This window comes from Streptosporangium sp. NPDC050148 (assembly GCF_055586505.1).
In genome coordinates this window covers 72,586-97,523 of the sequence record NZ_JBVJIA010000013.1, presented here as the reverse complement: position 1 = coordinate 97,523, position 24,938 = coordinate 72,586, and the positions used below count along the sequence as shown (strand labels likewise).

Genomic DNA, 24,938 nt, shown 5'->3' with positions numbered 1-24,938 from the left:
GGCGGCCGGGCAGCGGGAGACGGCCGATGAGCGTCGAGGTCAACAACGAGTCCGGCGTCGAGATCGACGAGGGCGGCATCGTCTCGCTGGCCGGGTACGTGCTGGAGCGGATGGGCATCAACCCGCTGGCCGAGCTGTCGATCCTGGTGGTCGACGAGGAGGCCATGTCCGTGCTGCACGAGCAGTGGATGGGCGAGCCGGGGCCCACGGACGTGCTCGCCTTCCCGATGGACGAGCTGCGCCCCGGCCCGGGCGCGGGCGCCCGGCAGGAGGGCGACGCGCCCACCGACCCGGCGCTCCTGGGCGACGTGGTGCTCTGCCCGCAGGTGGCCGCCAAGCAGGCGGCCGAGGCCGGTCACGGTACCGAGGCCGAGCTGGAGCTGCTGTGCACGCACGGCATCCTGCACCTGCTCGGTTACGACCACGCCGAGCCCGAGGAGCACAAGGAGATGTTCTCCCTGCAGGGAGAGCTTCTGGAGTCATGGCGGGAGGTGCGCACCCAGCGGTGAACCTCGCCAACGGGTGGTTGTTCTCGGCGATCCTGCTCGTCGTGGTCGGCGGGCTGATCGCCAGCGCGGAGACGGCCCTGACCCGCATCTCACGGGTCCGCGCGGAGGAGTTCGTCCGCGAGGGCCGGCGGGGCGCGGTGCGCCTGCAGGCCATCGTCGCCGACCCGCCGCGCTACCTGAACCTGCTGCTGCTGCTCCGGCTGAGCTGCGAGCTGATCGCCACGGTGATCGCCACGCTGCTCTTCATCGACTGGCTCGGCGACCAGGGCTGGGCCTACACCGCGGCCGCGGCCGTCATGATCGTCGTCAGCTACGTGATCGTCGGGGTCTCGCCCCGCACGCTGGGCCGCCAGCACGCCGAGCCGATCGCGCTCGCCAGCGCGCCCCTGGTGTACGGGCTGACCCGGATCTTCGGTCCCCTGCCCAAGCTGCTGATCCTGCTCGGCAACGCGGTGACGCCCGGCAAGGGCTTCCGCGAGGGGCCCTTCACCTCCGAGGCCGAGCTGCGCGACCTGGTCGACCTGGCCGAGGAGCGCAGGGTCATCGAGCCCGACGAGCGGGAGATGATCCACTCGGTCTTCGAGCTCGGGGACACCCTGGTCCGCGAGGTCATGGTGCCCCGTACCGACATGGTGTTCATCGAGCGCGGCAAGACGCTGAACCAGGCGCTCTCGCTCGCCCTGCGCAGCGGCTTCTCCCGGATCCCGGTGGTCGGCGAGAACGAGGACGACGTCATCGGCATCGCCTACCTCAAGGACATCGCGCGCCGGGTGCAGGACACCGGCGACGAGGGCCGCGCCGAACCGGTGGAGTCGCTGATGCGCCCGGCCACCTACGTGCCGGAGAGCAAGCCGATCGACCAGCTGCTGCGCGAGATGCAGGCGCGGCAGATCCACCAGGCCATCGTCATCGACGAGTACGGCGGCACGGCCGGTCTGGTCACCATCGAGGACATCCTGGAGGAGATCGTCGGGGAGATCGCCGACGAGTACGACCAGGAGGCCCCCCGGGTCGAGCCGCTGGAGGACGGGGCGGTGCGGGTGACCGCCAGGCTCCCGGTCGGCGACCTGGAGGACCTGTTCGGCATCGAGCTGGAGGTCGACGACGTCGAGACCGTCGGCGGCCTGCTGGCCCACGCCCTGGGCAGGGTGCCGATCGCCGGTTCCCAGGCCGTGGTCGGGGGGCTCAGCCTGACGGCCGAGAGCCTGGCCGGACGGCGCAACCGGATCGGCACGGTCCTGGTGACCAGGTTCGTGCCCGCGGAGGACGAGGCGGTCCCGGCACCCGCCGACCAGTGACGGTCCGCGCGCCGGCCGCACTCTCAAGTCACCGACAACCGTTCTGCAAGTCGCGCGCGGGATGCTTCTCACACGGCACCCGGTCGCGCGGGAGTCGGCGGGGGGACGTCCCGGTGCCCGGAGGGGTTCGCGGCGTCGAGGACGGCCCCGGGGGAGAAGAGTCGCGCAGTGCTCCGAGGCTGCTCTGCGCGGCTCGCTTGAGGGTGTTCTCGACCGTGAAATACGGTTGAGGACACCCTTAGGTGTTTCCTAAGGATTGCCGCTTTTGCCGACGGGGAAGGAAGCCAGTCGGCGGGGACGGAGACACTCCGCACATGACATTCGGGGGAACGGTCATGACGCGGGGGATGCGCATCGCGGTTTTCGCGGTCCTGTACGGGCTCGTCGGCGGGGTGACGGCCGGCTGCGCCGGATCACAGGAGGGCGCCGCGGACGGCGCCGTGGAGCTGAGGCGGCTGCGGGCGCTGCTCGACGAGGCCAGGGACCTGCCGGAGGGGTTCTCGACCCGCCCGCGTGACGGCTGGCAGGCCCCGTTCCGGCCGCTCGACGAGGACTGCCGCCTCGTCCTCGACGCCGCCGCGGGAAGGCCGCCGGAGCGGGCGCTCGGGGCGCGTGCGGCCGTGGCCTACCAGGGGGACGGGCTCGGGGAGCTGGCCGGGTTCGCGCTGGCCTCCTACGGGGGCGACGACGCCGCGAGCCACTTCGACGCGCTCACCGACGCGCTGGCCGGCTGCCCGGTGGCGCGCGCCCGGATGGCGGGCAGGAGCACCGCCCTGCGCGTCTCCGGCCTGGACCTGGAGGGGGTCGACGGCGAGATCCAGGCCAGGAGGCTGAGCGGCAGGCTGAACGGTTACCCGTACGAGATCCACCTGGTCTTCGCGGTCAGCGGTCGCACGCTGGTCTCCCTGGTGCACGCCGGGGTCCGGGACGTCGACGCCGCGCGCACCCGCGAGCTGGCCGGCCTGCTGGTCGACGAGGTCGCCGCCTGATCCCGGTGGTCGCGACGGGGCCGGGGCGGTCCCGTGTCGCCCGGACGCCGGGGGCTGAATACCCTTGTGCCGTGAGCGACGCGACCCTCGACCCCGAGGACAACAAGATCATCGTGCTGGCCCGTTCCGCCCGCGCCCGTAACGGCGCCGCCGAGGGCGCGGCCGTACGGGACGAGACCGGCAGGACCTACGCGGCGACCAACGTGGCGCTGCCGTCGCTGACGCTGTCGGCGCTCCAGGTCGCCGTGGCGATGGCGGTGTCCAGCGGGGCGGAGTCGCTGGAGGCCGCAGCCCTGGTCACCGCGGGCGAGGGGCCCTCCGAGGCCGACGGCCGGGTGGTCCGCGAGCTCGGCGGCCGGACCGTGCTGGTGGCCGGCCTGGACGGAACGCCGCGTCAGAGCTGAGTCCGGCATCGGGGACAATGGTTGACGTGAGTTCCTCAGCTGTTGATTTCCATGCCGGTTTCGCCTGCTTCGTCGGCCGGCCCAACGTCGGCAAGTCCACGCTGATGAACGCGTTGGTCGGCACGAAGGTGGCGATCACCTCCTCCAAGCCCCAGACGACCCGCCGGGCCATCCGCGGCATCGTGCACCGCCCCGACTCCCAGCTCATCATCGTCGACACGCCGGGCCTGCACCGGCCCCGCACGCTCCTGGGCGAGCGGCTGGACAGCCTGGTGCTGTCCACCCTCACCGAGGTCGACGTGATCGGCTTCTGCGTGCCCGCCAACGAGCCCGTCGGCAAGGGGGACCGGTTCATCGCGGAGAAGCTCGCGGGCATCAAGAAGACCCCGGTGGTCGCCGTGGTCACCAAGTGCGACCTGGCGACCCGGGAACAGATCGCCGAGCAGCTGCTCGCGGTCTCCGGGCTCGCCGACTTCGACGACATCGTCCCGGTCTCCGGGCGCTCCGGCGAGCAGCTCGACGTGCTGGCCGACGTGCTGGTCCGGCGTCTGCCGCAGAGCCCGCCCCTGTACGAGGGCGGGCAGCTCACCGACGAACCCGAGCAGGTCCTGGTGGGCGAGCTGATCCGGGAGGCGGCGCTGGAGGGCGTCCGCGACGAGCTGCCGCACTCGATCGCGGTCGTCGTCGACGAGATGCTGCCCAGGGAGGGGCGTGACGACCTGCTGGACATCTACGCCCACATGTTCGTCGAGCGGCCGTCCCAGAAGGCCATCGTGATCGGGCACAAGGGGTCACGGCTCAAGGACGTCGGCAGCCGTGCCCGGACGCAGATCGAGGCGCTTCTGGGCACCCGCGTCTACCTCGACCTGCGGATCAGCGTCGCCAAGGACTGGCAGCGCGACCCCAAGCAGCTCCGCCGCCTGGGCTTCTACGACTGACGGACCGGGCATCGTCCCCGGGCGCCGTCCCGGCGGGCACCGGCCGCCGTCTCACGGCGCGGGCCGCGGTCTCCGGGCGCCGGGCCGTCGTGCCGTACGCCGGGTGCCGTCCCCGAACGTCGTTTCGAGGCGCGGGCCGCCACGCTCAGCCGTGGCCGTTGACCTTCCCCTCTCCCTCCTCCAGCCGCCGTCGCAGCTCGACCGCGTCCCGGCCCAGGGCGGAGACCAGGGTGCCGGGACCGGCCAGCGGGAGGACGGCCCAGCCGTCCCCGGTCACGGCCTCCGGTGCCCTGCCGGTGATCAGGGTGCTCCCCACGCACCGGGCGTCGCCGTAGACGGCGGAACTGCCGTCGATCTCCGGGTCGCCCACCACGAACTCCTGCCGGAGCAGCGGAACCCCGCCGAGGACGGCGTCGAAGCGCGAGTGACAGCGGCCGGGCCGCTCGCCGTACCGGCCGAAGACGATCTCCTCGCGCCAGTGCACCCGGGCGTCCTCGGCCAGCTCCAGCCGGACGACCAGGCGGTGCCGGCAGCCCGCGGCGAGAACCGTCGGCTCGGGCGCGAACAGCAGGCGGGCACCGGCGCCGACCCGGGCGGTGACCGTCGTCACGGACTCGGCGTCCGTGGAGCCGGGCAGCACCAGCGTGCTCGCCACCGACCGCACCTCCAGCGCGGTGCCCGGCGCGACCTCGATGTCGAGGGCCAGGTCGTCCCCGCCCAGCGGGCCCGCCGCGGTGGAGACCAGGTGGACCCGGCCCGGCGCGGTGCTCCGTACCGTGATCGGCGGGCTGGACCGCATGGTCGCAAGGACGGTCCGGCCGCCGGTGTCCCGGGCGGTGACGATCGCCGCGCGCGCCCTCATCGACCGCCGTCCCGGCCGCCCGGCCACCGGAGGGTGAGGGCCCTGCGCGGCAGGACCCGGCGAAGGGGGACCCTGCGAAAGAAGACCCTGCGAAAGAGGACCTTGCGCGGGAGGGGTTTGCGCGGCGGGGCTCTGCGGGGCGGGGGCGCGGCCGGGGCCGGGGTCGGGGACCCGGCCGGGGGTGCGGCCGGGCGTGGGGAGCGTCGCGGAGGACGGGACGCGGAAGGTGAGGGAGCCGGGGTCGAGGGCGGACACGGGATCAGGCGTGCGAGTGCTCGTGGGCCCAGGACTCGACGAGGCCGCTGACCCACTCGGAGACCGCGTACGCGTTCGGATCCTCCCGGATCGAGGTGAACAGTACGGGCCTGCCCTCCCGTACGGCCGCCGCGTCGCGTGACATGACCGTGAGGTCGGCGCCGACCATGGGGGCCAGATCGGTCTTGTTGACCACCAGCAGGTCGGCCGTGGTCACGCCGGGACCGCCCTTGCGGGGGACCTTGTCGCCACCGGACACGTCCAGCACGAAGATCTGCCGGTCGGCCAGGCCCCGGCTGAAGGTGGCCGTGAGGTTGTCGCCGCCGCTCTCCACGATCACCAGGTCCAGCGGGCCGAAGCGCTCCTCCAGGGTCTCCACCGCGTCGAGGTTGGCCGCGATGTCGTCGCGGATCGCGGTGTGCGGGCAGCAGCCCGTCTGCACGGCGGCGATCCGTTCCGGGTCGAGCACCCCGGCCCTGCGCAGGAAGTCGGCGTCCTCGGTGGTGTAGATGTCGTTGGTCACCACGCCCAGGCGCATGGCCGGGCCGAGGGTGCGGCACAGCGCCGCGGTCAGCGCGGTCTTGCCGCTGCCGACCGGGCCCCCGATCCCCAGGCGCAGGGCGCGGCCGTGCGGGTCGGCCGCGTGGTGATGGTCGTCATGGTTGGCGCCCACGGGGGTCACCGTCCTTCCAGATGGTCGTCAGGAGACGAAAAGCCGTAGATCCGCGCGGACATGGCGTTCGGCGAGCAGGTCGAGGACCGGGGCGGCGTGCGCGGGCAACGCCTCCCAGCCCTCCGGGCCGTGGCGGGCACGGGGGTCGCGGGGGTCACAGGGGTCACAGGGGTTGCGGGGACCCGGGGTGACGGTGGCCGCGACCCGTTCCAGGGCGGGGGCGAGGTCGGCGAGCAGCCGGTGGACGGCCACCGGGTCGAGGCCCAGCAGCCGGACCGCCGCGGTGGCGGGCGCGGTGACCGAGGTGTACGCCGCCGCCAGGGCGGCCTCGGCCGGGGAGCATCCGGCCACCGCCGCCACCGCGCCGAGCGCGAGGGGGTGGTGGACGCCCCGGGGTACGGCCCCGGCCTGCGCGTCGAGCACCGGTGACGGCCAGATCCTCCGGGAGGTCCGCAGCAGCAGCCTGCCCTGGGTGCGGCTCGCCTCCCGCTGGGCGGGCGAGGAGATCCTGGCGTCGGCCTCGGCGTCCAGCCGCGTCCACCCGGCACCGTCCGCCGCGGGCGCGCCGGAAGCGGCGCCCGGGGGATCGGCGGCGAGGTGCGCGGCGTCGGGAGGGAGGTGCGCGGCATCGGGAGGAACGCCGTCCGGACGCGCGGCGTCCGCGGGGCCCGAGGCCAGGTGGGCGGCGAACTCGCAGGCCGCGGCGGCCAGGGCGGCCGTCACCAGGCCCGCGGTGGCCAGGCGGCCCCGCAGGAAGGCGGCCAGGCCGGGCAGGTCCCCGACCGCGCCGATCCTGACCGCCTCCTCCACCCCTCCCGAGTGCCCGTGACCTCCCGCGGGCAGCCGGGAGTCGGCCAGGAGCAGCAGGGCGGCGTTCATGCTCCGGGTCCTCCTTCGACGTGACGGGTGGTGCGGTCAGAACAGGAAGTAGCGCTGGGTCATCGGCAGGGTCTCCGCCGGGGCGGGTTCGACCAGGTCCCCGTCGACGCTGACCGCGAAGGTGTCGGGGTCCACCTCGATCCTGGGCATGGCGTCGTTGAGCGGCATGCTCTCCTTGCCCCGGCGGCGCACGTCGGCCACCGGCAGCAGGCGCCTGCGCACGGCCAGGCGGTCGGCGAGGCCGTCCTCGATGGCCAGCGGGGCGACGAAGTGGACCGACGTGGCCGCTGCGGTGACCGGGGCCGCGCCGAACATCGGGCGCGGCATCACCGGCTGCGGGGTCGGGATGGAGGCGTTGGCGTCGCCCATCTGCGCGTAGGCGATGACCCCGCCCTTGACCACCAGGTCCGGCTTGACGCCGAAGAACGCCGCGTCCCACAGCACCAGGTCGGCCAGCTTGCCCGGCTCCACCGAGCCGACCTCGTCGTCCAGGCCGTGGGCCACGGCCGGGCAGATCGTGTACTTGGCCACGTAGCGGCGGGCGCGGAGGTTGTCGGCGGGGCCGTCGCCGGGCAGCGCGCCCCGGCGGCGCTTCATCACGTGCGCGGTCTGCCAGGTCCGGATGATCGTCTCGCCCACCCGGCCCATCGCCTGCGAGTCCGAGCCGATCATCGAGATCGCGCCCATGTCGTGCAGGACGTCCTCGGCGGCCATCGTGGAGGGCCGGATCCGGGACTCGGCGAAGGCCAGGTCCTCGGGGATGGACGGGTTGAGGTGGTGGCAGACCATCAGCATGTCGAGGTGCTCGTCGAGCGTGTTGACGGTGTGCGGGCGGGTCGGGTTCGTCGAGGACGGCAGGATGTTGCCGTAGGAGGCGACCCGGATGATGTCCGGCGCGTGACCGCCCCCGGCGCCCTCGGTGTGGTACGCGTGGATCGTCCGGTCCCCGATGGCGGCCAGCGTCGACTCCACGAACCCGGCCTCGTTGAGGGTGTCGGTGTGGATCGTGACCTGGGTGCCGGTGGCGTCGGCGACCGACAGGCAGGCGTCGATGGCGGCCGGGGTGGTGCCCCAGTCCTCGTGCAGCTTGAAGCCCGACGCCCCGGCGCGGAGCTGTTCGAGCAGTCCCTCGCCGCTGACCGTGTTGCCCTTGCCCAGGAGCGCGACGTTGATCGGGTAGGAGTCGAGCGACTCCAGCATCCGGGCCAGGTACCAGGTGCCGGTGACGGTGGTGGCCTTGGTGCCCTCGGCGGGTCCGGTGCCGCCGCCCACGATGGTCGTGACCCCCGCGGCGAGGGCCTCGTCGAGGATCTGCGGGCAGATCAGGTGGACGTGGGAGTCGATCGCCCCGGCGGTCACGATCTTCCCGTTGCCCGCGAGGATCTCCGTCGAGGGGCCGATGACCAGGTCGGGGTGGACGCCGTCCATGGTGTCGGGGTTCCCGGCCTTGCCGAGGGCGACGATCCGCCCGTCCCTGATCCCGATGTCGGCCTTGACCACGCCCCAGTGGTCCAGGATCACCGCGCCGGTGATCACCAGGTCGGGGGAGCCCTCCGCCCTGGTGGTCCTGGCCTGTCCCATCGACTCCCGGATCACCTTGCCGCCGCCGAAGACGGCCTCGTCGCCCGCCCCGGCCGGGCCCGTCGACAGGTCCTCGGTGACCTCGACGAGCAGGTCGGTGTCGGCCAGCCTGATCCGGTCCCCGACGGTGGGGCCGTAGAGCGCGGCGTAGCGGGATCGGTCAATGAACACGGGGGCTCCCGTCGAGAGGTCCGGCCCACTCGGGGCGGAGGCCGGGGACGATCCGCGACCCGCCGATCGGCACCAGGGTCACGTCGCGCTCCACGCCGGGCTCGAAACGCACCGCGGTCCCGGCCGGTACGTCCAGCCGGGTGCCCCAGGCCGCCCGGCGGTCGAACTCCAGGCCGGGGTTGCACGCGGCGAAGTGGTAGTGCGAGCCGACCTGGACGGGCCGGTCGGCGGTGTTGACGACGCGGACGACGATCCGCTCGCGTCCCGGGTTGAGCGGGACGGGCGCGTCGCCGTACAGGATCTCGCCGGGTGTCATCGGGGCTCACCGCTCCTCGGGTCGCGGGGTCGGCCGGCGCTCGGGTGATCGCCGGCGTTCACGGCCGCGTCCACCGGGTGGCCCGCGTCCGCGGGACGGCCGGTGTTCACGGGATCGGCCGGTGGACGGTGACGAGCTTGGTGCCGTCGGGGAAGGTGGCCTCGATCTGCACCGACGGCAGCATCTCGGGCACCCCCTCCATGACGTCGTCACGGGAGAGCACCGTGCGTCCCGCCTCCATCAGCTCGGCGACGCTGCGCCCGTCCCTCGCCCCCTCCATCAGGAAGGACGCGATGATCGCCGTGGCCTCGGGATGGTTGAGCCGGAGACCACGTGACCTGCGGTCGCGGGCGACCCCGGCGGCGACGTGGATGAGCAGGCGTTCCTGCTCGTGTGGTGTGAGCCGCATTCCCGGACCATAGGAACCGGCGGTTTCCATGGTGTTGCACGTCGATGTCGTGCCGGTTTCCAGGTGCCGCGACCCTCCCGAACCGGGGGGAACCGCCTTCCGGGACCCCTCCGCGGAAGGGCTCGCCGCATCTGTCGACGTAGATATCACGAAACGGCGGAACCGGCGGAACGGGCGGGGTGAATTCCGCGCCGCCATCTCCTGTCACGCCGGTGAAATCCCGGCCATCCGCAATTAACAACCGCGAACTCACCGGGAAACCTCACTCCGTCACCTTGGCGGCAGATAGATCGGTGCGGGGGCCGTACCGGCCAAGGAGGAAAGTCAATGAGGAACACAGCATGGCGTTCCGCGGCGCTCGTCGCCGCGCTGGCCACAGCCCTGACCGCCTGCGGCGGTGAGGCCCCCGCGGACAGGAACGCCGCCTCCGTCGGAGGCGGCGACGCGGACGGCATCAAGGTCGGCATCCTGCACTCGCTGAGCGGCACCATGGCCATCAGCGAGGTGACGGTCAGGGACGCCGAGCTGCTCGCCGTCGAGGAGATCAACGCCGCCGGGGGAGTGCTCGGCAAGAAGCTGATCCCGGTGGTGGAGGACGGCGCCTCCGACTGGCCCACCTTCGCGGAGAAGGCCACCAAGCTCATCCGCCAGGACAAGGTCGCCACCACCTTCGGCGGGTGGACCTCGGCCAGCCGCAAGGCGATGCTCCCGGTCTTCGAGCGGAGCAAGGCCCTGCTGTGGTACCCGGTGCAGTACGAGGGCCTGGAGAGCTCGCCCTACATCTTCTACACCGGGGCCACCACCAACCAGCAGATCATCCCGGGCCTGGACTACCTCAAGGAGCAGGGCAAGAAGAAGATCTTCCTGGTCGGCAGCGACTACGTCTTCCCGCGCACCGCCAACAAGATCATCAAGGCGTACGCGGCCGCGAACGGCATGGAGGTCCTCGGCGAGGAGTACACCCCGCTGGGCCACACCGAGTACAGCACGCTGACCAACAAGGTCGTCCAGGCCAGGCCCGACGCCGTCTTCAACACCCTCAACGGCGACAGCAACGTCGCCTTCTTCAAGCAGCTCGCCAGCGCCGGGGTCACCGCGAAGGACATGCCCGTGCTCTCGGTGAGCGTCGCCGAGGAGGAGGTCAAGGGCATCGGCGTCGACAACATCGCCGGCCACCCGGTCGCCTGGAACTACTACCAGACCACCGAGACCCCGGCGAACGAGAAGTTCGTCGCCGCCTTCAAGGCCAAGTACGGCGCCGACAAGGTCACCTCCGACCCGATGGAGGCCGGCTACAACGCCGTCTACCTGTGGGCCGAGGCCGCGAAGAAGGCCGGGACCGTCGAGGTCGAGGCCGTCAGGAAGGCCGCCGGGGGCATCGCCCTGGAGCGCCCCGAGGGCCTGGTCACCATCGACGGCGAGAACCAGCACATGTACAAGACCGCCCGCATCGGGGTGATCCAGCCCGACGGCCTCATCAAGGAGGTCTGGAACTCCGGTGAGCCGATCAAGCCCGACCCCTACCTCAAGGGCTACCCCTGGGCGAGCGGCCTGGCCGACGGCTGATCCCCACAGACCGGCTCCGGACCGGGCCGTGACCAGATCACGGACGGCACCGTGACGCGCCCACACCGCGGCGCGGCCCGGCCCGGAGCCAGAGACCCGCAGGAAGGGGACCTCCGGTGGAGGCGTTTCTCAACCAGCTCCCGATCGGCCTGTCCATCGGCGCCGTGCTGCTCCTCATCGCCATCGGCCTGACGTTCACGTTCGGCCAGATGGGCGTGATCAACATGGCCCACGGCGAGTTCATCATGGCCGGGGCGTACACCGCCTACCTGCTCCAGGACCTCACCGGCCGGATGGCCGTGATCGTCGCACTGCCCGTCGCCTTCCTGGTGGCCGGGCTGATGGGACTCCTCCTGGAGCGGCTCGCGATCCGGCACTTCTACGGCCGCCCGCTCGACACCCTGCTGCTCACCTGGGGCGTCAGCCTGGTGCTCCAGCAACTCGCCCGCGACCTGTTCGGGGCGCCCAACGTGCAGGTCCAGGCGCCCGCCTGGCTGCAGGGCGGCATCGCCTCCCTGCCCTACAACCGGCTGTTCATCTTCGGCCTGGCGATCGCCACCGTGGTCGGCGTCTGGGCGTACATGAGCCGCACCGGCCAGGGCCGCCGGATGCAGGCCGTGATGCAGAACCGGCAGCTCGCCGCGGTCAGCGGCATCGACACCGCCCACGTGGACCAGCGCACGTTCTTCATCGGCTCCGGCCTGGCCGGGGTCGCCGGGGTGGCCCTCACGCTCATCGGCCCGGTCGGGCCCGCCCTGGGCACCTACTACATCGTCGACGCCTTCCTGGTGGTCGTCGCCGGAGGGCTCGGCCGGCTCCGCGGCGCCGTGATCGCCGCCGCCGGGCTCGGGCTGCTCAACTCCTACGCCGAGTTCTGGACCGACGCCAGCCTGGCGAAGGTCATCGTGTTCGCCGCCGTCATCGCCTTCCTCCAGTTCAGGCCGCAGGGCCTGTTCGTACTCCGATCGAGGGCACTCACGTGAATCTCGCACGCCTCAGGGGGCCGGGGGTCTTCGCGGCGGTGGCCGTGGCCGCCCTGGTCGTCGCGCCGCTCCTGCTGGAACCCTTCCGCCTCGGCCTGCTGGCCAAGTACCTCTGCTTCGCGATCGTCGCCCTGGGCATCGGCCTGGCCTGGGGACAGGGCGGCATGCTCGTCCTGGGCCAGGGCGTGTTCTTCGGCCTCGGCGGCTACGCCATGGGCATGCACCTGAAGCTCGTGGACGCCCGGGGCGACCTGCCCGACTTCATGGTCTGGAGCGGCGTCGAGCAGCTCCCCGCCCTGTGGAGGCCGTTCACGAACCCGGTGTTCGCGCTGGCCATGGTCGTGCTCGGGCCCATGCTGATCGCCACCGTGCTGGGCCTGCTGGTCTTCCGCCAGCGGGTGCGCGGCGCCTACTTCGCGATCCTCACCCAGGCGCTCGCCGCCGCGTTCGTCATCCTGCTCATCGGCCGGCAGGGCCTGACCGGCGGCACCAACGGCCTGACCAACTTCTACGACCTGTTCGGCCAGGACCTGGCCGCCGACTCCACCCAGCGCGGGCTGTACATCGTGGTCGCGGTCGTCACCGGCCTGCTCTACCTGGGCGCCCGCCACCTGACCAACAGCCGCTTCGGGCGGCTGCTCGTCGCGATCAGGGACGGCGAGGACCGCGTCAGGTTCCTCGGCTACGACCCGGCCCGGGTCAAGACCGTCGTCTTCGCGCTGTCGGCGGGCATGGCCGGGCTCGCCGGGGCCCTGTTCGTGCCGGTCGTCGGGATCATCTCGCCCGCGCTGCTGGGCGTGGTGCCCTCCCTGGAGCTCGTCGTCGCCGTCGCGGTGGGCGGCAGGTACGCGCTGGCCGGGGCGGTCCTCGGCGCGGTCGTCATGGGGTACGCCAAGACGACCTTCAGCGAGCAGTTCGCCGACGGCTGGCTCTACCTGCAGGGCGCGCTGTTCATCCTGGTCATGACGCTGGCGCCGAGGGGGATCTGGGGCCTGGCGTCCTCGGCCCGCGACGCCCTGGCCCGCCGGTCGAAGCGCCCGCCGTCCCCGGAGGTCCCGCCCGTGGACGCCTCCGGTGACAGGGTCATGGAGGAGGTCCGATGAGCCCGATGTTAGAAGTACGCGGGCTGAGCGTGGTCTTCGACGGCTTCCGGGCCGTCGACGGCGTCGACCTGACCGTGCGGGAGGGCGAGCTGCGCTTCCTGATCGGTCCCAACGGGGCCGGCAAGACCACGCTCATCGACGTGATCACCGGCCTGACCCGTCCCACCACCGGCGAGGTCCTCTTCGACGGCCGCGACCTGGCCGGCCTGCGCGAGCACAGGATCGTCCGGCTCGGCGTCGGGCGGACCTTCCAGACCTCGGTGGTCTTCGAGGAGCTCACCGTGGAGGAGAACCTCGACCTGGCCGCCTCCTTCCGCCGCCCGCTGTGGTCGCTGGCCCGCCGCAGGCGCGGCACCTCCGACGCCGTCGCCGAGGCGCTGGAGACCACCGGGCTGAAGGACCTGGCCGGACGCCCGGCCGGGGTGCTATCCCACGGGCAGCGGCAGTGGCTGGAGATCGGCATGCTGCTCACCCAGCGGCCCAAGCTGCTGCTGCTGGACGAGCCGGTGGCCGGGATGTCCAAGGACGAGCGGGAGCGCACCGGCGAGCTCCTGACGTCCGTGGCGCGCGACCACACGGTGATCGTGATCGAGCACGACATGGAGTTCCTGCGCAGGTACGCCTCGCAGGTCACGGTCCTGCACGAGGGCAGGGTGCTGATCGAGGGGTCGGTGGACCAGGTCCGCGACGATCCGCGCGTGCAGGAGGTCTACCTCGGAAGGAGGCGGAGCGATGCTGTCGGTACGGGAACTTGACGCCGGGTACGGCAGGGCCCGGGTGCTGTTCGGGGTGTCCCTGGAGGTCGAACCCGGGCAGCTGATGTGCGTGATGGGCCGCAACGGGGTGGGCAAGACCACCCTGCTCAACACCGTGACGGGCGTGCTGCCCGCCACCGCGGGCACGGTCGTCCTCGACGGCCGCGACGTGACGCGCCTGCCGCCGCACGAGCGGGTGCGCCTGGGCATGGCGTACGTCCCCCAGGGCCACGAGACCTTCCCGCAGCTCAGCGTGCTCGGGAACCTCCAGGTGACGCTGGAGGCCGCCAGGGGGCCCAGGGAGGCGCTGGAGGAGGCACTGGAGACCTTCCCCCGGCTCAAGCCGCTGCTCAAGCGGCGCGCCGGGTTCCTGTCCGGCGGCCAGCAGCAGCAGCTCGCCATCGCCAGGGCCCTGGTCACCCGGCCGAAGCTGCTCATCCTGGACGAGCCCACCGAGGGCATCCAGCCGTCGATCGTCATCGAGATCGAGGAGGCGATCGAACGGCTGCACGCGACGGGGCTGTCGGTGCTGCTGGTCGAGCAGTACCTGGACCTGGCGCTGCGGCTGGCCGACCGGTTCGTCATTCTCGACGCCGGGCACGTCGTCCATTCCGGAGCGGCCGCGGATCTGCGCGAGGAGGGAATTCACCGCCTTCTCGCCGTCTGAACCCCGTCCTTTTCCCCATGACCCCCGGCCGGGGATTTCCCCGGCCCCACCGGGGATTTCCCGCCGGGCCCCCTTCCGGAAGAAAGGCGTTTGATCTCTTCTTGGTGAAGGTACGCCCGCCGCGCATGACGGCGGCATAACCTACTCGGAAAAAGGGAGTCCGGGGGTGTGATGGCGGAGAGACCTGCGGACGGGGGAGAGCGGCCGCGGGGGATGCGGCCCCCCGCGGAGCGGCACGACCGGGACGGCGCCGTTCACGCCGGTGACGACGACCGTCTCGCCGGGGGCGTCCCCGGCGGGCCCGGTGACCCCGATGATCACGCGGCCTCCGGCGGGCCCGGTGGCCCCGGCGATCCGGACGACCCCGGCGCCTCCGCGGAGGGGTACGCCGGGCCTCCGCCGGGACCTCCCCGGGTCCGGCGGTTCCGGCGTTTCCGCATGATCGCCTGGATCGCGGTGGTGCTCGCCGCCGCCGTGGTCGCCGCGTCCGTCGCCTGGGTGAACGGCCCTCCCACCGAGGCCGAGCTGCGCGAGAAGGCGGGCCTGTTCGACCGGGACAGGCTCCGGGTCGGCGTGAAGGTCGACACCCCCGGCATCGCCCTGCAGGAGCAGACCGGAAGGCGCACCTTCAAGGGCTTCGACATCGACATCGCCTACATGATCGCGGCCGACCTGGGCTACCTGCCGGCCCAGGTCGAGTTCCTGGCGATCGAGACCGAGGACAGGGCGCGCATGCAGGCCCTGGACGACGACGGCCGGTTCGTCAAGGTCGACCTGGTGGTCGCGACCTTCAGCGTGACCCCCTCCCGCAAGGCCGACCCCTCGGTCGGCTTCTCCACCCCGTACCTGTTCACCGAGCAGTCGGTGGTGACCAGGACCGAGTACCCCGGCTCGATCACCTCCCTGGGCCAGCTGGGGGGCAAGAAGGTCTGCACGCTCGGCACCTCGACCTCCGAGAGCGAGCTGGCCAGGGCGACGAGGGCCGACGTCACCGGCAAGAACCTGATCAGCGACTGCGTGAGCGGCCTGCTGGACGGCGACTTCGACGCGGTGACCACCGACGCGGCCCTGCTGGCCGGGTTCGTCGCCCGCTCCGGCGGGAAGCTGCGCCACCACGACATCGCGCTGGAGAAGACCGAGATGTGGGCGGTCAACGCCGGGTCCAACGCGGCCCTGCGCACCCTGGTCGATCTCGCGCTGTACCGCTCCTACGCCGACCCGCAGGACCACCGCTGGGAGAACGCGTACCGCGACCACATCGACCCGCTGCTGTCGGCCAGCCCCCGGGTGAACGTGGCCCAGGCCGAGCAGCCGTGCGCGCTGCCCCCGCCGGTGCGCCGCTGGCCCTGGGAGCGGTCCCTGCCCGTCCAGGACTGCCCGTCCCGTTGAAGAACGAGGCACGGGTCGGGGACGCGCCGAGGAACCAGGAGTGGTTCCTCACGCTGCTGCCGGTCTTCCCGATCGTCCTGCTGGTGATGCGGCTCTGGTACGCCAGCAGGCAGGACACCCAGACGCTGCTGCTGCTCGTGCAGACCATCAGCCCGCTGGGACTGCTGAGCGCGGTCCTGCTGACCACGCTGTGGGTGCTGCCCGTCGCCTGCGTCGGCGGCCGGTTGCTCGGCACCCTCTACTGGATCAGCACGGGCCGCTCCTCGTGGCTGGTGCACGCGGCGCGGCGGCTGCCCGGCTGGGTGGTGGTCCTGACCGTCGTGGTGGGCGTGTGCACCTGGCAGCTGCGTTTCCTGCCGACCCTGATGATGCTCTCGCTCGCCCTCGCGGGCGTGACCGTGCGCGACCGCCTCCCCGGCCACGACGGGCTGCGCACCGCGGTCTGCTACGGCCTCCCGGTGATCGCGGGCGTGCTGTCGTACGTGCTGCTCTGGCCGGCCATCGTCGCCGCGTTCGCCCAGCGGGACGTGGCGACCGCGCTGCTGCTGACGCTCCCGCCGGGGCTGGCGGCGCTGCTGACCGGCCCGGTGCCCGCGGCGCCCGCCAGGGTGCTGACCCACGGCATCGCGATCGCGACGGCGGTGTTCACGCCGCTCCTGGTCGGGGTGGTCGTGATGCGGGCGCCGATCCTCCCGCTGGTCGCCGTGCAGTTCGACGAGGGCGGCACCACCGAGGTGGTGGTGGGACATCTGGTCGCCACCGACGACCAGATGTCCACCGTGCTGGGCCGCGACGGCGCGGTCAGTTTCATCCGCAACGACCGGCTGCGCTCGAAGGTGCTCTGCCCCGACCCGGGGGAGGTGCCCAGGACGTGGGTGAACCTGTACGGCTGGTACGTCGAGCAGAGCATGATCTCCTGGCTGGCCCCGGCCTCCGTCCGGACCCCGGACGACCCGCGCTGCCAGGGCCGCCCGGCCCCGGACGGCGAGAGGATCAGGCCGGGCGGCGCTCGATGATCTCCCGGACGATCGAGGCCAGCAGGTCCACGTCGGCCTCGGTGGTCCGCCAGTTGAAGATGGCCGGTCGCAGCGCCTTGACCCCCCGGTAGGTGGTGGTCCCGGCGTAGACGCGGCCGTCGGCGAGCAGTTCCGCGCCGATCCACGCGTTCAGCGCGTCCAGCTCCTCCTCGCCGACGCCCGGCGGCCGGTAGCGGAAGCAGACCACGCTCAGCCGTACCGGAGCCAGCAGTTCGAGATCGTCGGCCTTCTCCACGACGTCACCGAGGCGCAGGGCCAGGTCGTGATGGCGCTCGACCATCTGCCGGTACCCCTGCCTGCCGTACGCCCGCAGGGTCGCCCAGATGGGCAGCGCCCTCGCCCGCCGGGAGGACTCCGGGCCCAGCACGTTGTAGTTGACGTGCGGATCGTCACCGGGGGGCAGGTAGGCGGCGCCCCACGCGCCGAACGACCTGGCCATCAGCTCCGGCTCGCGGACGAAGGCGAAGCCGCTCTCGTAGGGCACGTTCAGCCACTTGTGCCCGTCCGAGGTGACCGAGTGGGCCCGCTCCACCCCCCTGACCAGGTGCGACAGGCGCGGGGAGGCCGCGGCGAACAGCCCGAAGGCCCCGTCCACGTGCAGCCAGGCGCCGTGCCGCTCGGCCAGGTCGGCCATGTCGTCGATGGGGTCGAAGTCCCCGGCGTTCACCTCGCCCGCGTTCGCGATGATCACCGCGGGGCCGTCGATCTCGCCGAGCGCCCGGTCCATGGCCGCCAGGTCGACCCGTCCCGTCTCGTCCGCGGCCAGGATCCGCGCGGCGTCGCGCCCGCAGCCGAGGATCTGCAGCGCCTTGCGGCTGCTGGGGTGCAGGTACCCCCCGGCCAGCACGGGCATCCTCGGCAGCCCCGCCAGCCCGTCGGCCCCCACGTCGGCGCCGTGCCGCTCCCCCCACCACTGCCGGGCGCAGGCCAGGCCGGTGAGGTTGGCGAACGTGGCGCTGGGGGTCAGCACCCCGCCGTACGAGGCGGGCAGCCCGAACAGGTCCTTCAGCCATCCCAGGACGACGGTCTCCGCGCGGGTGGCGAACGGCGAGGTCAGCCAGAGCCCCCCGGCCTGGTCCAGCAGCGAGGTCGTCCAGTCGCCCGCCTGGGCCGCCGGGGTCGAGCCTCCGACGATGAAGTGGAAGAACCGCGGGCCCGAGGAATGCGTGGCCGCGCCGGTGCCGACGTGCAGCAGCCGCCGGACGGTGTCCATGGTGCCCTCGCCGTGCTCGGGGAGGGGATGGTCGAGCAGCTCTATGAGATCGTCGGCCCCGTGGTCGTGGACGGGACGGTCGTCCAGGGAGTCGAGATAGGGTCCGGCGGCCAGGGCCACCGCCTCCAGCGCGGCCGCCGCCTGGTCACGCTCGTGCAAAGGGTCGCTCATCCCCAAGGATGAGCACGTCCGTCCCCGGCCCGCCAGTTCTCGTTCCACACCGCGGAACCGTACAGGGCCGCTCCGGCCCGGCCGGGGCCGGGCCGGCCACCGCGTGCCGGGCGTCCGTCGGTCGTGATCGGCTCGCGGGCCGGTGGTCCGCAGTCCGTGATCAGGCCGTCCGCGGGCCGCGGTCGGGTCACTGACGGTAGTCCTCGACCTCGTCGATCGGGCGGGGGGCCGCGGAGTCGGGGTCCTCGCCGAACTCGCGGCGCGCCCGGCGCTGTCTGAGCAGGTCCCACGCCTGGTCGAGGGCCTCCTCCAGGTGCCTGATCCGGGTGTTCTCCTCGCCCGAGGAGATCGAGTGCGCGGAGAGCCTCTCGCGAAGCTCCTTCTCCTCGGCGATGAGCTCGTTGATGTGGGCGAGAATGTCGCCGTCCTTCATGGCCGTACCCCCGTACTGTCCCTGTCGACGTCCCTTCGGACTGTATCCGATCAGGAAAAGGCCGTATCGTCGCAGGTCCCGGCGGGTACGGCGGTGCGAGCGGAATCCGGCGTCCCGCCTGCTGAGACCAAGGCCCCCGCATTCCGGACAGTCTGCTAACGTGCTGTGCATGCTGCGCGGCCTGCTTCTTAGCTGCCGCGACGAGGGCCTGTAGGGGCCGGCTCCCTCGTCGCGGAGCGAGCCATGCGCGTCGGCCACGATTGTTTTCCCAGTCGAGGAGCCTTGCATGTACCCGCAGCAGCAGCCCAGTCCCATGCCGTTCGGTCGCTACCGGCCTTTCGAACCGATCCGGTTGACCGACCGCACCTGGCCCGACAAGGTCATCGACCGGGCCCCGCGCTGGTGCGCCGTCGACCTGCGTGACGGCAACCAGGCGCTGATCGACCCCATGGACCCCCAGCGCAAGCTCAAGATGTTCCAGCTGCTGGTGAAGATGGGCTACAAGGAGATCGAGGTCGGCTTCCCCGCCGCCTCCCAGACCGACTTCGACTTCGTACGGCAGATCATCGAAGAGGACCTGATCCCCGACGACGTGGTGATCCAGGTCCTGACCCAGGCCAGGCCCGAGCTGATCGAGCGGACCTTCGAGTCGGTACGCGGGGCCCGGCAGGCCATCGTCCACCTGTACAACTCCACCTCCACCCTGCAGCGCCGGGTCGTCTTCGGCCAGGACCGCGAGGGCATCACCGCGATCGCGGTCGAGGGCGCCAGGCTCTGCAAGAAGCTGGCCGACGACATGGAGGACACGGAGATCTACTTCCAGTACTCCCCGGAGTCCTTCACCGGCACCGAGCTGGAGTACGCCGTGGAGGTCTGCGACGCGGTCAACGACGTCTGGCAGCCCACGCCCGACCGCAAGGTGATCGTCAACCTGCCCGCGACCGTCGAGATGGCCACGCCCAACGTCTACGCCGACCAGATCGAGTGGATGCACCGCAACCTGGCCTACCGCGACTCGATCGTGCTCTCCCTGCACCCCCACAACGACCGCGGCACCGCCGTCGCCGCCGCCGAGCTGGGCTACATGGCCGGGGCCGACCGGATCGAGGGCTGCCTGTTCGGCAACGGCGAGCGCACCGGCAACGTCTGCCTGGTCACGCTGGGCATGAACCTGTTCTCCCAGGGCGTGGACCCGGAGATCGACCTCTCCGACATCGACGAGGTCCGCCGGGTCACCGAGTACTGCAACCAGCTGCCGGTCCACCCGCGCCACCCCTGGGGCGGCGAGCTGGTCTACACCGCCTTCTCCGGCTCCCACCAGGACGCCATCAAGAAGGGCTTCGAGCACCTGGAGCGCGACGCGGCCGCGGCGGGGGTGCCGGTCGAGGAGTTCGCCTGGGCCGTCCCGTACCTGCCGATCGACCCCAAGGACATCGGCCGCACCTACGAGGCGGTCATCCGGGTCAACAGCCAGTCGGGCAAGGGCGGGGTCGCCTACATCATGAAGGCCGACCACCACCTGGACCTGCCGCGCCGCCTGCAGATCGAGTTCTCCCGCGCCGTGCAGGCCCGCACCGACGCGCTCGGCGGCGAGGTGAACGCGGCGCAGATGTGGGAGGTCTTCACCGACGAGTACCTGCCCAACCCGGCCGCCTCCTGGGGTCGTCTGGGCCTGCTGGCCCACCGCACCGCCTCCCGGGGCGACGGGAAGGACGCCATCGGCGCCGACCTGCGCGTGGACGGTGAGATCCTCGAGATCGAGGGGGTCGGCAACGGCCCGATCTCCGCGTTCTGCGACGCGTTGTCCACGATCGGCATCGGCGTACGCGTCCTGGACTACGCCGAGCACGCCATGAGCTCCGGCACCGACGCCAAGGCCGCCTCCTACGTCGAGTGCGAGATCGGCGGCCAGACCCTCTGGGGCGCCGGCATCGACGTGAACACCACGGCCGCCGCGCTCAAGGCCGTCATCTCCGCGGTCAACCGCGCCGGTCGCGGGCGGGGCGAGGTCACCGGCCGATCCGTGTGATCCGGGCACGGGGCGGGGGCACCGGGCGCCGATCCGTGTGATCCGGGCGCGGGGCGGTCACACGCCCCGCGTTCACGGTCCCACCCGTGCGGCGGGTCCCTCCCGCGGTGCGAGGGCGGGGGCCTGCGAGGGTTCTCCCCGCCGAAAGGACGGCCGGCCGGAGACCGTCGGCGAGGCCTTTCCCCGGTGAATCGTCCGCGCCCCCGAGGGCCGACCGGCCGTGGCATCCCGTGGTGAGTCGCTGCGGGACATTCCCCGGTCCCGGTCATAGCATCATTGCAGTTCAGGACATAAGTCACTCCCCTCGAATAATCCGAAATCCTTATTTTCGGTTATTTACGATATTTCTATCTATCGGGGAAACTTATGCACCGTATCCTTGGCCTGGCCGCCGCGGCCGGGCTCCTTCTCTCCGGCGGTACGGCCGTCGCGGACATGCGGCCACCGGACGACGGGAGCGACGCGCCGCTCGCCCGGGCCACCGCCCTGCCGGCCGTCCGGATCCCACCGCCGCCCCTGCCGTGGCCGCCACGCCCCGCCCCCGAACCGCCGCCGTCCGAACCGTCCCGGGGCCGGCCGACCCCGCCCCCCGACCGGTCCTGGCAGCCCCCTTCCGACCCCGAGCGGCCGACGGAGCCGTCGTGGGTGCGGCCGACCCCGCCGACCTCGGGCCCGCCTCCGTGGCCGCCGTGGCCGCCCCGCCCGCCCCGTCCGGACCCCGGCCCTCCGACGTCGGAGCCGCCCTGGGTGCGGCCGGTCCCACCGACCTGGCCACCGCGTCCTGACCCCGAGCGTCCGACGGAGCCGCCGTGGGTGCGGCCGGTCCCGCCGACCTCGGGCCCGCCTCCGTGGCCGCCCCGTCCCGACCCCGGGCCACCGTGGGGCCAGCCGCCCCCGCCCCGCCCGAGGCCGCCGTGGTCGCCGTGGCCTCCGCGCGACCCGTGGCCCCCGCGCCCGGTTCCGCCCATCGTCGTCCCGCCCATCGTCGTCCCGCCGGGTGACCTGCCGATCGTGGGACCGTACCGGAGGGAGCTCGCGCTCACCGTCTCGGAGATGGGCAGGACGCGACGCGCCAGGCTCGGGTGCGCGCCGATCTACGGCACGCATCCCCGCGCGGCCGACGCGTGCGGGGTGCTGAGCCGTGCCCAGGGTGACCCGGCCCTCATCCGGCTTCCCTGGCGGGGATGCCCGCAGTACTACGACGCCGTGACGGCGACCGCGACCGGCGTCTGGAACGGCCGCCACGTCCGTTACTCCAGGACGTTCAGCAACCGGTGCGAGCTGTACGCCGCGACCGGACCGGTCTTCGCCTTCTGACACCGGCTCGCCGGTGATCGGGCCGTCGCGGTGGCGGGACTCCCCTTCTCCGCGACGGCCTTCTCCGCGACGGCCTTCTTTGCGAAGGGCCGGCCGCGTGCGGTCCCGCGGGTGCCCGGTGCGCCCGCGGGTGCCCGGCGTGATCGGTCTGGTTGCTGCAGAATCATCCGTGTACGCGAAAAGCGAGGAAACACGGGGGAAGGCGGCGGATGTCCGATCGGGAGGTTCTGACCGGCGGTGGCGTCAACGAGGTGGTGAGGATCGGCACGACCGTGCGCCGTCCGACCGGGCCGTGGTCACCCGCGGTCCACGGTCTCCTGCGGCACCTGCGGGCGCGGGGCTTCACCGCGTCGCCCGCGGTCCACGGGGTGACCGACGACGGCTTCGAGATCCTCGACTTCCTGCCGGGTGAGGTCAGCAACTACCCGGTCACCCCCGCGGCCGCGTCCACCGAGGCACTGGAGAGCGCCGCCGAGCTGCTGCGCTCCTACCACGACGCCACCGTGGATCACGCCCGCGACGTGACCGGCGGCTGGATGCTGCCCGCCCGCGCGCCCGTCGAGGTCGTCTGCCACGGCGACTACGCCCCGCACAACTGCGTCCTCGACGGCGACAGGGTGGTCGGGATCATCGACTTCGACACCGCCCACCCCGGCCCCCGGCTCTGGGACGTCGCCTACGCCGTCTACCGCTGGGCCCCCGTCACCGCGCCCGCCAACACCGACGGCTTCGGCACCGCGGTGGAACAGGCCCGCCGCGCACGCCTGTTCTGCGACCGCTACGGGCTCGACGCGGCCGGCCGGGGCGGCCTGGTCGACACCGTCATCGCCCGCCTGCACGCCCTGGTGGACTTCATGCGGGCCCGGGCCGACGCCGGTGACGCGGCCTTCGCGGACCACCTGGCCGACGGGCACCACGTCCAGTACCTCGCGGACGCCGCCTACCTCGACGAGCAGCGGGCCGTCTTCGACCGCCTGCTCGGTCCCGGATGATCCCGGACCATGTCGGTTCCGTGGACCGCGATGTCCCTCGAAACCTCGTAAACTGCAGGGAGCCGCAGGTCAGCGGCTTTTCATCGGAGCCGGGCCGGTTCCCCAGGGAATCGGATCCGCATCGGGATCGGACGGGACGGGACGGCGATGGGCGAACCTCCTTTCGAAGCCGCGCTGTCGCCCGCGGAACAGGCCGCCATGGGCGAGCTGCTGGCCGCCGAGCGGGAGAGCACGCTCTCCCAGATCGCGGCGCTGACCCGCGACTGGGACGATCTCGTCGCCGCGTCGGCGATGGTGGCCAACGACGACGAGCACGACCCCGAGGGGGCGACGATAGCCTTCGAGCGCTCCCACCTGCAGGCCCTGCTCGACCGGGCCCACGCCCACCTCGGCGAGCTCGACGAGATGACCGAGCGGCTCCGCCGCGGCACCTACGGCGTGTGCGACGGCTGCGGGCGGCCCATCGCGCCGGAGCGCCTGCGGGCCCGCCCGGTCGCGCGCACCTGCATCCGGTGCGCGGGACGCGGACGCTGACCGGCCCCTCGCAGACGCGCCCGGGGGCCCCGTGCACGTCAGGCGGGCCGCGGGGTCCCGGGGACTCCCGGACCACCTCCCGGGGCACCCCCCCGCGCTCGCGGCACCGGCCGGGGGCGCATAGCCTTGCCTGAGTCGTAGGGAGGGCACATCTTGACCGGGCGGCCGACGAACTGGGCGGGCAACATCACCTACGGGGCGGCGCGGTTCCACCGCCCGGCGACCGTCGAGCGGCTCCAGGAGCTGGTCGCCTCGAGCGACGCGATCCGGGCGCTCGGCACCCGGCACTCCTTCAACGAGATCGCCGACCGTCCCGGCGGGGACCTCGTCTCCCTGGAGGACCTGCCCGGCACCCCGGAACTCGACCCGGCACGCGGCACGGTCACGGTCGGCGCCGGCGTGCGGTACGGGGAGCTGAGCCGGTGGCTGCACGGCGAGGGGTACGCGCTGCACAACCTCGGCTCCCTGCCGCACATCTCGGTCGCCGGCGCCTGCGCCACGGCCACGCACGGCTCCGGTGACGCCAACGGCAACCTGGCCACGGCGGTGTCCGGCCTGGAACTGGTCACCGCGGACGGTGAGATCACCGTTCTGGACCGGCGGCGGGACGGCGACCGCTTCGCCGGCGCGGTCGTCGGGCTCGGCGCCCTGGGCGTCGTCACCCGGGTGGTCCTCGACGTCGTCCCCGCCTTCGAGGTGCGGCAGTACGTCTACGAGAACCTGCCCTGGGCCTCCCTGGAGGAGCACTTCGAGGAGATCACCTCGGCCGCGTACAGCGTGAGCATGTTCACCGGGTGGAACGACCGCGTGATCGACCAGGTCTGGGTGAAGCGGCGCGACGGCGGGACGGGGTCGTGGGAGCCCTCGCCGCGCTGGCTCGGCGCCGTGGCCGCCCCGGCCGACCGGCACCCCCTGCCGGACATGTCCGCGGTCAACTGCACCGCGCAGATGGGCGTGCCCGGCCCCTGGTACGACCGGCTGCCGCACTTCCGCCTGGGGTTCACGCCGAGCAGCGGGGAGGAGCTCCAGTCGGAGTACCTCCTGCCGCGCCGGTACGCGCTCGCCGCGCTGCGCGCGCTGGACGGGATCAGGGAGACGGTGGCCCCCGTCCTGCAGATCTCGGAGATCCGCACCGTCGCCGCCGACGATCTCTGGCTGAGCCCCTCGTACGGACGGGAGGTCGTCGCCGTCCACTTCACCTGGAAGCAGGACTGGCCCGCGGTGCGCCGGGTGCTCGCCGTCGTCGAGGAGGCGCTGGAGCCGTTCGAGGCCCGCCCGCACTGGGGCAAGCTCTTCCTCACGCCCCCCGGCCGTCTGGCCTCCCTGTACGAGCGGCTGCCCGACTTCCGGAAGCTGGCCGCCGACCTCGACCCCGCGGGCAAGTTCCGCAACCCGTTCCTGAACGATCACCTCTTCGCGGGGGACGTCCCCTCCTGAGGGAGGGTGCCGGGAGGCGGTGATCCCC

26 protein-coding genes are annotated in these 24,938 nt (G+C 72.5%); 18 read left to right on the top strand and 8 right to left on the bottom strand.

All coding sequences use genetic code 11. The annotated features are described in order from the left end of the window. Positions 1-26: 26 nt before the first annotated feature. The 5 genes from ybeY (at position 27) to era (ending at position 4,138) form a co-directional block, all read left to right on the top strand. Positions 27-509 (top strand): rRNA maturation RNase YbeY, encoded by a 483-nt coding sequence (ybeY, locus tag ACZ6RT_RS16940; protein WP_399191124.1) that lies wholly within the window; start codon positions 27-29, stop codon positions 507-509. Next, a complete protein-coding gene (locus tag ACZ6RT_RS16935; protein WP_470154535.1) occupies positions 506-1,807 on the top strand; it encodes a hemolysin family protein in 1,302 nt (433 codons plus the stop codon). Before ybeY ends, ACZ6RT_RS16935 begins: the two co-directional genes overlap by 4 nt. A gap of 347 nt (positions 1,808-2,154) precedes the next feature. Continuing rightward, positions 2,155-2,796: a hypothetical protein gene (locus ACZ6RT_RS16930; RefSeq protein ID WP_470154534.1), complete on the top strand. Its 642-nt coding sequence runs from the start codon at positions 2,155-2,157 to the stop codon at positions 2,794-2,796. Between the two features lie 71 nt (positions 2,797-2,867). Then, entirely contained in the window at positions 2,868-3,200 is a 333-nt protein-coding gene (locus ACZ6RT_RS16925) for a cytidine deaminase (RefSeq protein WP_399191130.1), read from the top strand. A 17-nt stretch (positions 3,201-3,217) separates the two neighbouring features. Next, positions 3,218-4,138 carry a GTPase Era gene (gene era / locus ACZ6RT_RS16920; protein WP_399191132.1) on the top strand — a complete coding sequence of 307 codons (921 nt, stop codon included), beginning with the start codon at positions 3,218-3,220 and terminating at the stop codon, positions 4,136-4,138. A gap of 145 nt (positions 4,139-4,283) precedes the next feature. Here the strand turns inward: era and ACZ6RT_RS16915 are convergent, their stop codons facing one another. The 6 genes from ACZ6RT_RS16915 to ACZ6RT_RS16890 all read right to left on the bottom strand — a co-directional run bounded on the left by ACZ6RT_RS16915 (position 4,284) and on the right by ACZ6RT_RS16890 (position 9,284). Then, complete coding sequence (locus ACZ6RT_RS16915; RefSeq protein ID WP_399191134.1) at positions 4,284-5,000, bottom strand: urease accessory protein UreD; 717 nt, start codon at positions 4,998-5,000, stop codon at positions 4,284-4,286. A 259-nt stretch (positions 5,001-5,259) separates the two neighbouring features. Next, complete coding sequence (ureG, locus tag ACZ6RT_RS16910) at positions 5,260-5,928, bottom strand: urease accessory protein UreG (RefSeq protein ID WP_344904875.1); 669 nt, start codon at positions 5,926-5,928, stop codon at positions 5,260-5,262. Between the two features lie 27 nt (positions 5,929-5,955). After that, complete coding sequence (locus tag ACZ6RT_RS16905; RefSeq protein ID WP_470154531.1) at positions 5,956-6,807, bottom strand: urease accessory protein UreF; 852 nt, start codon at positions 6,805-6,807, stop codon at positions 5,956-5,958. 36 nt (positions 6,808-6,843) lie between these two features. Next, positions 6,844-8,559 carry an urease subunit alpha gene (locus ACZ6RT_RS16900; protein WP_470154530.1) on the bottom strand — a complete coding sequence of 572 codons (1,716 nt, stop codon included), beginning with the start codon at positions 8,557-8,559 and terminating at the stop codon, positions 6,844-6,846. Next, entirely contained in the window at positions 8,549-8,875 is a 327-nt protein-coding gene (locus tag ACZ6RT_RS16895; protein ID WP_399191140.1) for an urease subunit beta, read from the bottom strand. Before ACZ6RT_RS16895 ends, ACZ6RT_RS16900 begins: the two co-directional genes overlap by 11 nt. Positions 8,876-8,981: 106 nt before the next feature. Next, on the bottom strand, positions 8,982-9,284 hold the full coding sequence (locus ACZ6RT_RS16890; protein ID WP_399191142.1) for an urease subunit gamma: 303 nt from the start codon (positions 9,282-9,284) through the stop codon (positions 8,982-8,984). 327 nt (positions 9,285-9,611) lie between these two features. Between ACZ6RT_RS16890 and urtA the strand changes: the two genes are divergently transcribed. From urtA to ACZ6RT_RS16855, 7 genes are all read left to right on the top strand, one after another. Beyond that, positions 9,612-10,850 (top strand): urea ABC transporter substrate-binding protein, encoded by a 1,239-nt coding sequence (urtA, locus tag ACZ6RT_RS16885; RefSeq protein WP_470154527.1) that lies wholly within the window; start codon positions 9,612-9,614, stop codon positions 10,848-10,850. Positions 10,851-10,966: 116 nt separating this feature from the next. Then, the gene (urtB, locus tag ACZ6RT_RS16880) at positions 10,967-11,833 is read left to right on the top strand and encodes an urea ABC transporter permease subunit UrtB (RefSeq protein ID WP_470154526.1); all 867 of its coding nucleotides are present in this window, start codon (positions 10,967-10,969) and stop codon (positions 11,831-11,833) included. Further along, positions 11,830-12,936 (top strand): urea ABC transporter permease subunit UrtC, encoded by a 1,107-nt coding sequence (urtC, locus tag ACZ6RT_RS16875; RefSeq protein ID WP_470154525.1) that lies wholly within the window; start codon positions 11,830-11,832, stop codon positions 12,934-12,936. The genes urtB and urtC overlap by 4 nt, the downstream gene beginning before the upstream one ends. Positions 12,937-12,941: 5 nt before the next feature. Continuing rightward, positions 12,942-13,691 (top strand): urea ABC transporter ATP-binding protein UrtD, encoded by a 750-nt coding sequence (gene urtD / locus ACZ6RT_RS16870; protein WP_399191279.1) that lies wholly within the window; start codon positions 12,942-12,944, stop codon positions 13,689-13,691. Continuing rightward, positions 13,669-14,358: an urea ABC transporter ATP-binding subunit UrtE gene (gene urtE, locus ACZ6RT_RS16865; protein ID WP_399191152.1), complete on the top strand. Its 690-nt coding sequence runs from the start codon at positions 13,669-13,671 to the stop codon at positions 14,356-14,358. Before urtD ends, urtE begins: the two co-directional genes overlap by 23 nt. A 213-nt stretch (positions 14,359-14,571) precedes the next feature. Beyond that, positions 14,572-15,747 carry a transporter substrate-binding domain-containing protein gene (locus ACZ6RT_RS16860; RefSeq protein ID WP_399191154.1) on the top strand — a complete coding sequence of 392 codons (1,176 nt, stop codon included), beginning with the start codon at positions 14,572-14,574 and terminating at the stop codon, positions 15,745-15,747. Further along, positions 15,744-16,763: a hypothetical protein gene (locus ACZ6RT_RS16855; RefSeq protein ID WP_470154523.1), complete on the top strand. Its 1,020-nt coding sequence runs from the start codon at positions 15,744-15,746 to the stop codon at positions 16,761-16,763. The genes ACZ6RT_RS16860 and ACZ6RT_RS16855 overlap by 4 nt, the downstream gene beginning before the upstream one ends. Here the strand turns inward: ACZ6RT_RS16855 and ACZ6RT_RS16850 are convergent. Together ACZ6RT_RS16850 and ACZ6RT_RS16845 are read right to left on the bottom strand one after the other, a co-directional pair. Beyond that, positions 16,741-18,168, bottom strand: a complete 1,428-nt coding sequence (locus ACZ6RT_RS16850) for a pyridoxal phosphate-dependent decarboxylase family protein (RefSeq protein WP_470154521.1) — start codon at positions 18,166-18,168, stop codon at positions 16,741-16,743. The genes ACZ6RT_RS16855 and ACZ6RT_RS16850 overlap by 23 nt on opposite strands. A 187-nt stretch (positions 18,169-18,355) precedes the next feature. After that, positions 18,356-18,601, bottom strand: coding sequence for a DUF2630 family protein (locus ACZ6RT_RS16845; protein ID WP_399191160.1), 246 nt, complete (start codon positions 18,599-18,601; stop codon positions 18,356-18,358). 286 nt (positions 18,602-18,887) lie between these two features. Between ACZ6RT_RS16845 and leuA the strand changes: the two genes are divergently transcribed. The 6 genes from leuA (at position 18,888) to ACZ6RT_RS16815 (ending at position 24,910) form a co-directional block, all read left to right on the top strand. After that, positions 18,888-20,630: a 2-isopropylmalate synthase gene (gene leuA / locus ACZ6RT_RS16840; protein WP_470154519.1), complete on the top strand. Its 1,743-nt coding sequence runs from the start codon at positions 18,888-18,890 to the stop codon at positions 20,628-20,630. Positions 20,631-21,271: 641 nt separating this feature from the next. Then, a complete protein-coding gene (locus ACZ6RT_RS16835; protein WP_470154517.1) occupies positions 21,272-21,415 on the top strand; it encodes a hypothetical protein in 144 nt (47 codons plus the stop codon). Positions 21,416-21,641: 226 nt separating this feature from the next. Next, positions 21,642-21,947 carry an SSI family serine proteinase inhibitor gene (locus ACZ6RT_RS16830; protein WP_399191165.1) on the top strand — a complete coding sequence of 102 codons (306 nt, stop codon included), beginning with the start codon at positions 21,642-21,644 and terminating at the stop codon, positions 21,945-21,947. Between the two features lie 209 nt (positions 21,948-22,156). Next, the gene (locus tag ACZ6RT_RS16825) at positions 22,157-22,939 is read left to right on the top strand and encodes a phosphotransferase enzyme family protein (protein ID WP_470154514.1); all 783 of its coding nucleotides are present in this window, start codon (positions 22,157-22,159) and stop codon (positions 22,937-22,939) included. Between the two features lie 147 nt (positions 22,940-23,086). Continuing rightward, the gene (locus tag ACZ6RT_RS16820) at positions 23,087-23,473 is read left to right on the top strand and encodes a TraR/DksA family transcriptional regulator (protein ID WP_399191169.1); all 387 of its coding nucleotides are present in this window, start codon (positions 23,087-23,089) and stop codon (positions 23,471-23,473) included. A gap of 153 nt (positions 23,474-23,626) precedes the next feature. Then, positions 23,627-24,910: an FAD-binding protein gene (locus tag ACZ6RT_RS16815; RefSeq protein ID WP_470154513.1), complete on the top strand. Its 1,284-nt coding sequence runs from the start codon at positions 23,627-23,629 to the stop codon at positions 24,908-24,910. Positions 24,911-24,938: the final 28 nt, after the last annotated feature.

Coding starts and splice junctions, on each gene's coding strand:
- ybeY (WP_399191124.1), top strand. CDS start 27: ATGAGCGTCGAGGTCAACAACGAGTCCGGCGTCGAGATCGACGAGGGC.
- ACZ6RT_RS16930 (WP_470154534.1), top strand. CDS start 2,155: ATGCGCATCGCGGTTTTCGCGGTCCTGTACGGGCTCGTCGGCGGGGTG.
- era (WP_399191132.1), top strand. CDS start 3,218: ATGGTTGACGTGAGTTCCTCAGCTGTTGATTTCCATGCCGGTTTCGCC.
- ACZ6RT_RS16915 (WP_399191134.1), bottom strand. CDS start 5,000: ATGAGGGCGCGCGCGGCGATCGTCACCGCCCGGGACACCGGCGGCCGG.
- ACZ6RT_RS16905 (WP_470154531.1), bottom strand. CDS start 6,807: ATGAACGCCGCCCTGCTGCTCCTGGCCGACTCCCGGCTGCCCGCGGGA.
- ACZ6RT_RS16895 (WP_399191140.1), bottom strand. CDS start 8,875: ATGACACCCGGCGAGATCCTGTACGGCGACGCGCCCGTCCCGCTCAAC.
- ACZ6RT_RS16890 (WP_399191142.1), bottom strand. CDS start 9,284: ATGCGGCTCACACCACACGAGCAGGAACGCCTGCTCATCCACGTCGCC.
- urtA (WP_470154527.1), top strand. CDS start 9,612: ATGAGGAACACAGCATGGCGTTCCGCGGCGCTCGTCGCCGCGCTGGCC.
- urtD (WP_399191279.1), top strand. CDS start 12,942: ATGTTAGAAGTACGCGGGCTGAGCGTGGTCTTCGACGGCTTCCGGGCC.
- urtE (WP_399191152.1), top strand. CDS start 13,669: ATGCTGTCGGTACGGGAACTTGACGCCGGGTACGGCAGGGCCCGGGTG.
- ACZ6RT_RS16860 (WP_399191154.1), top strand. CDS start 14,572: ATGCGGCCCCCCGCGGAGCGGCACGACCGGGACGGCGCCGTTCACGCC.
- ACZ6RT_RS16850 (WP_470154521.1), bottom strand. CDS start 18,168: ATGAGCGACCCTTTGCACGAGCGTGACCAGGCGGCGGCCGCGCTGGAG.
- ACZ6RT_RS16845 (WP_399191160.1), bottom strand. CDS start 18,601: ATGAAGGACGGCGACATTCTCGCCCACATCAACGAGCTCATCGCCGAG.
- leuA (WP_470154519.1), top strand. CDS start 18,888: ATGTACCCGCAGCAGCAGCCCAGTCCCATGCCGTTCGGTCGCTACCGG.
- ACZ6RT_RS16825 (WP_470154514.1), top strand. CDS start 22,157: ATGTCCGATCGGGAGGTTCTGACCGGCGGTGGCGTCAACGAGGTGGTG.
- ACZ6RT_RS16820 (WP_399191169.1), top strand. CDS start 23,087: ATGGGCGAACCTCCTTTCGAAGCCGCGCTGTCGCCCGCGGAACAGGCC.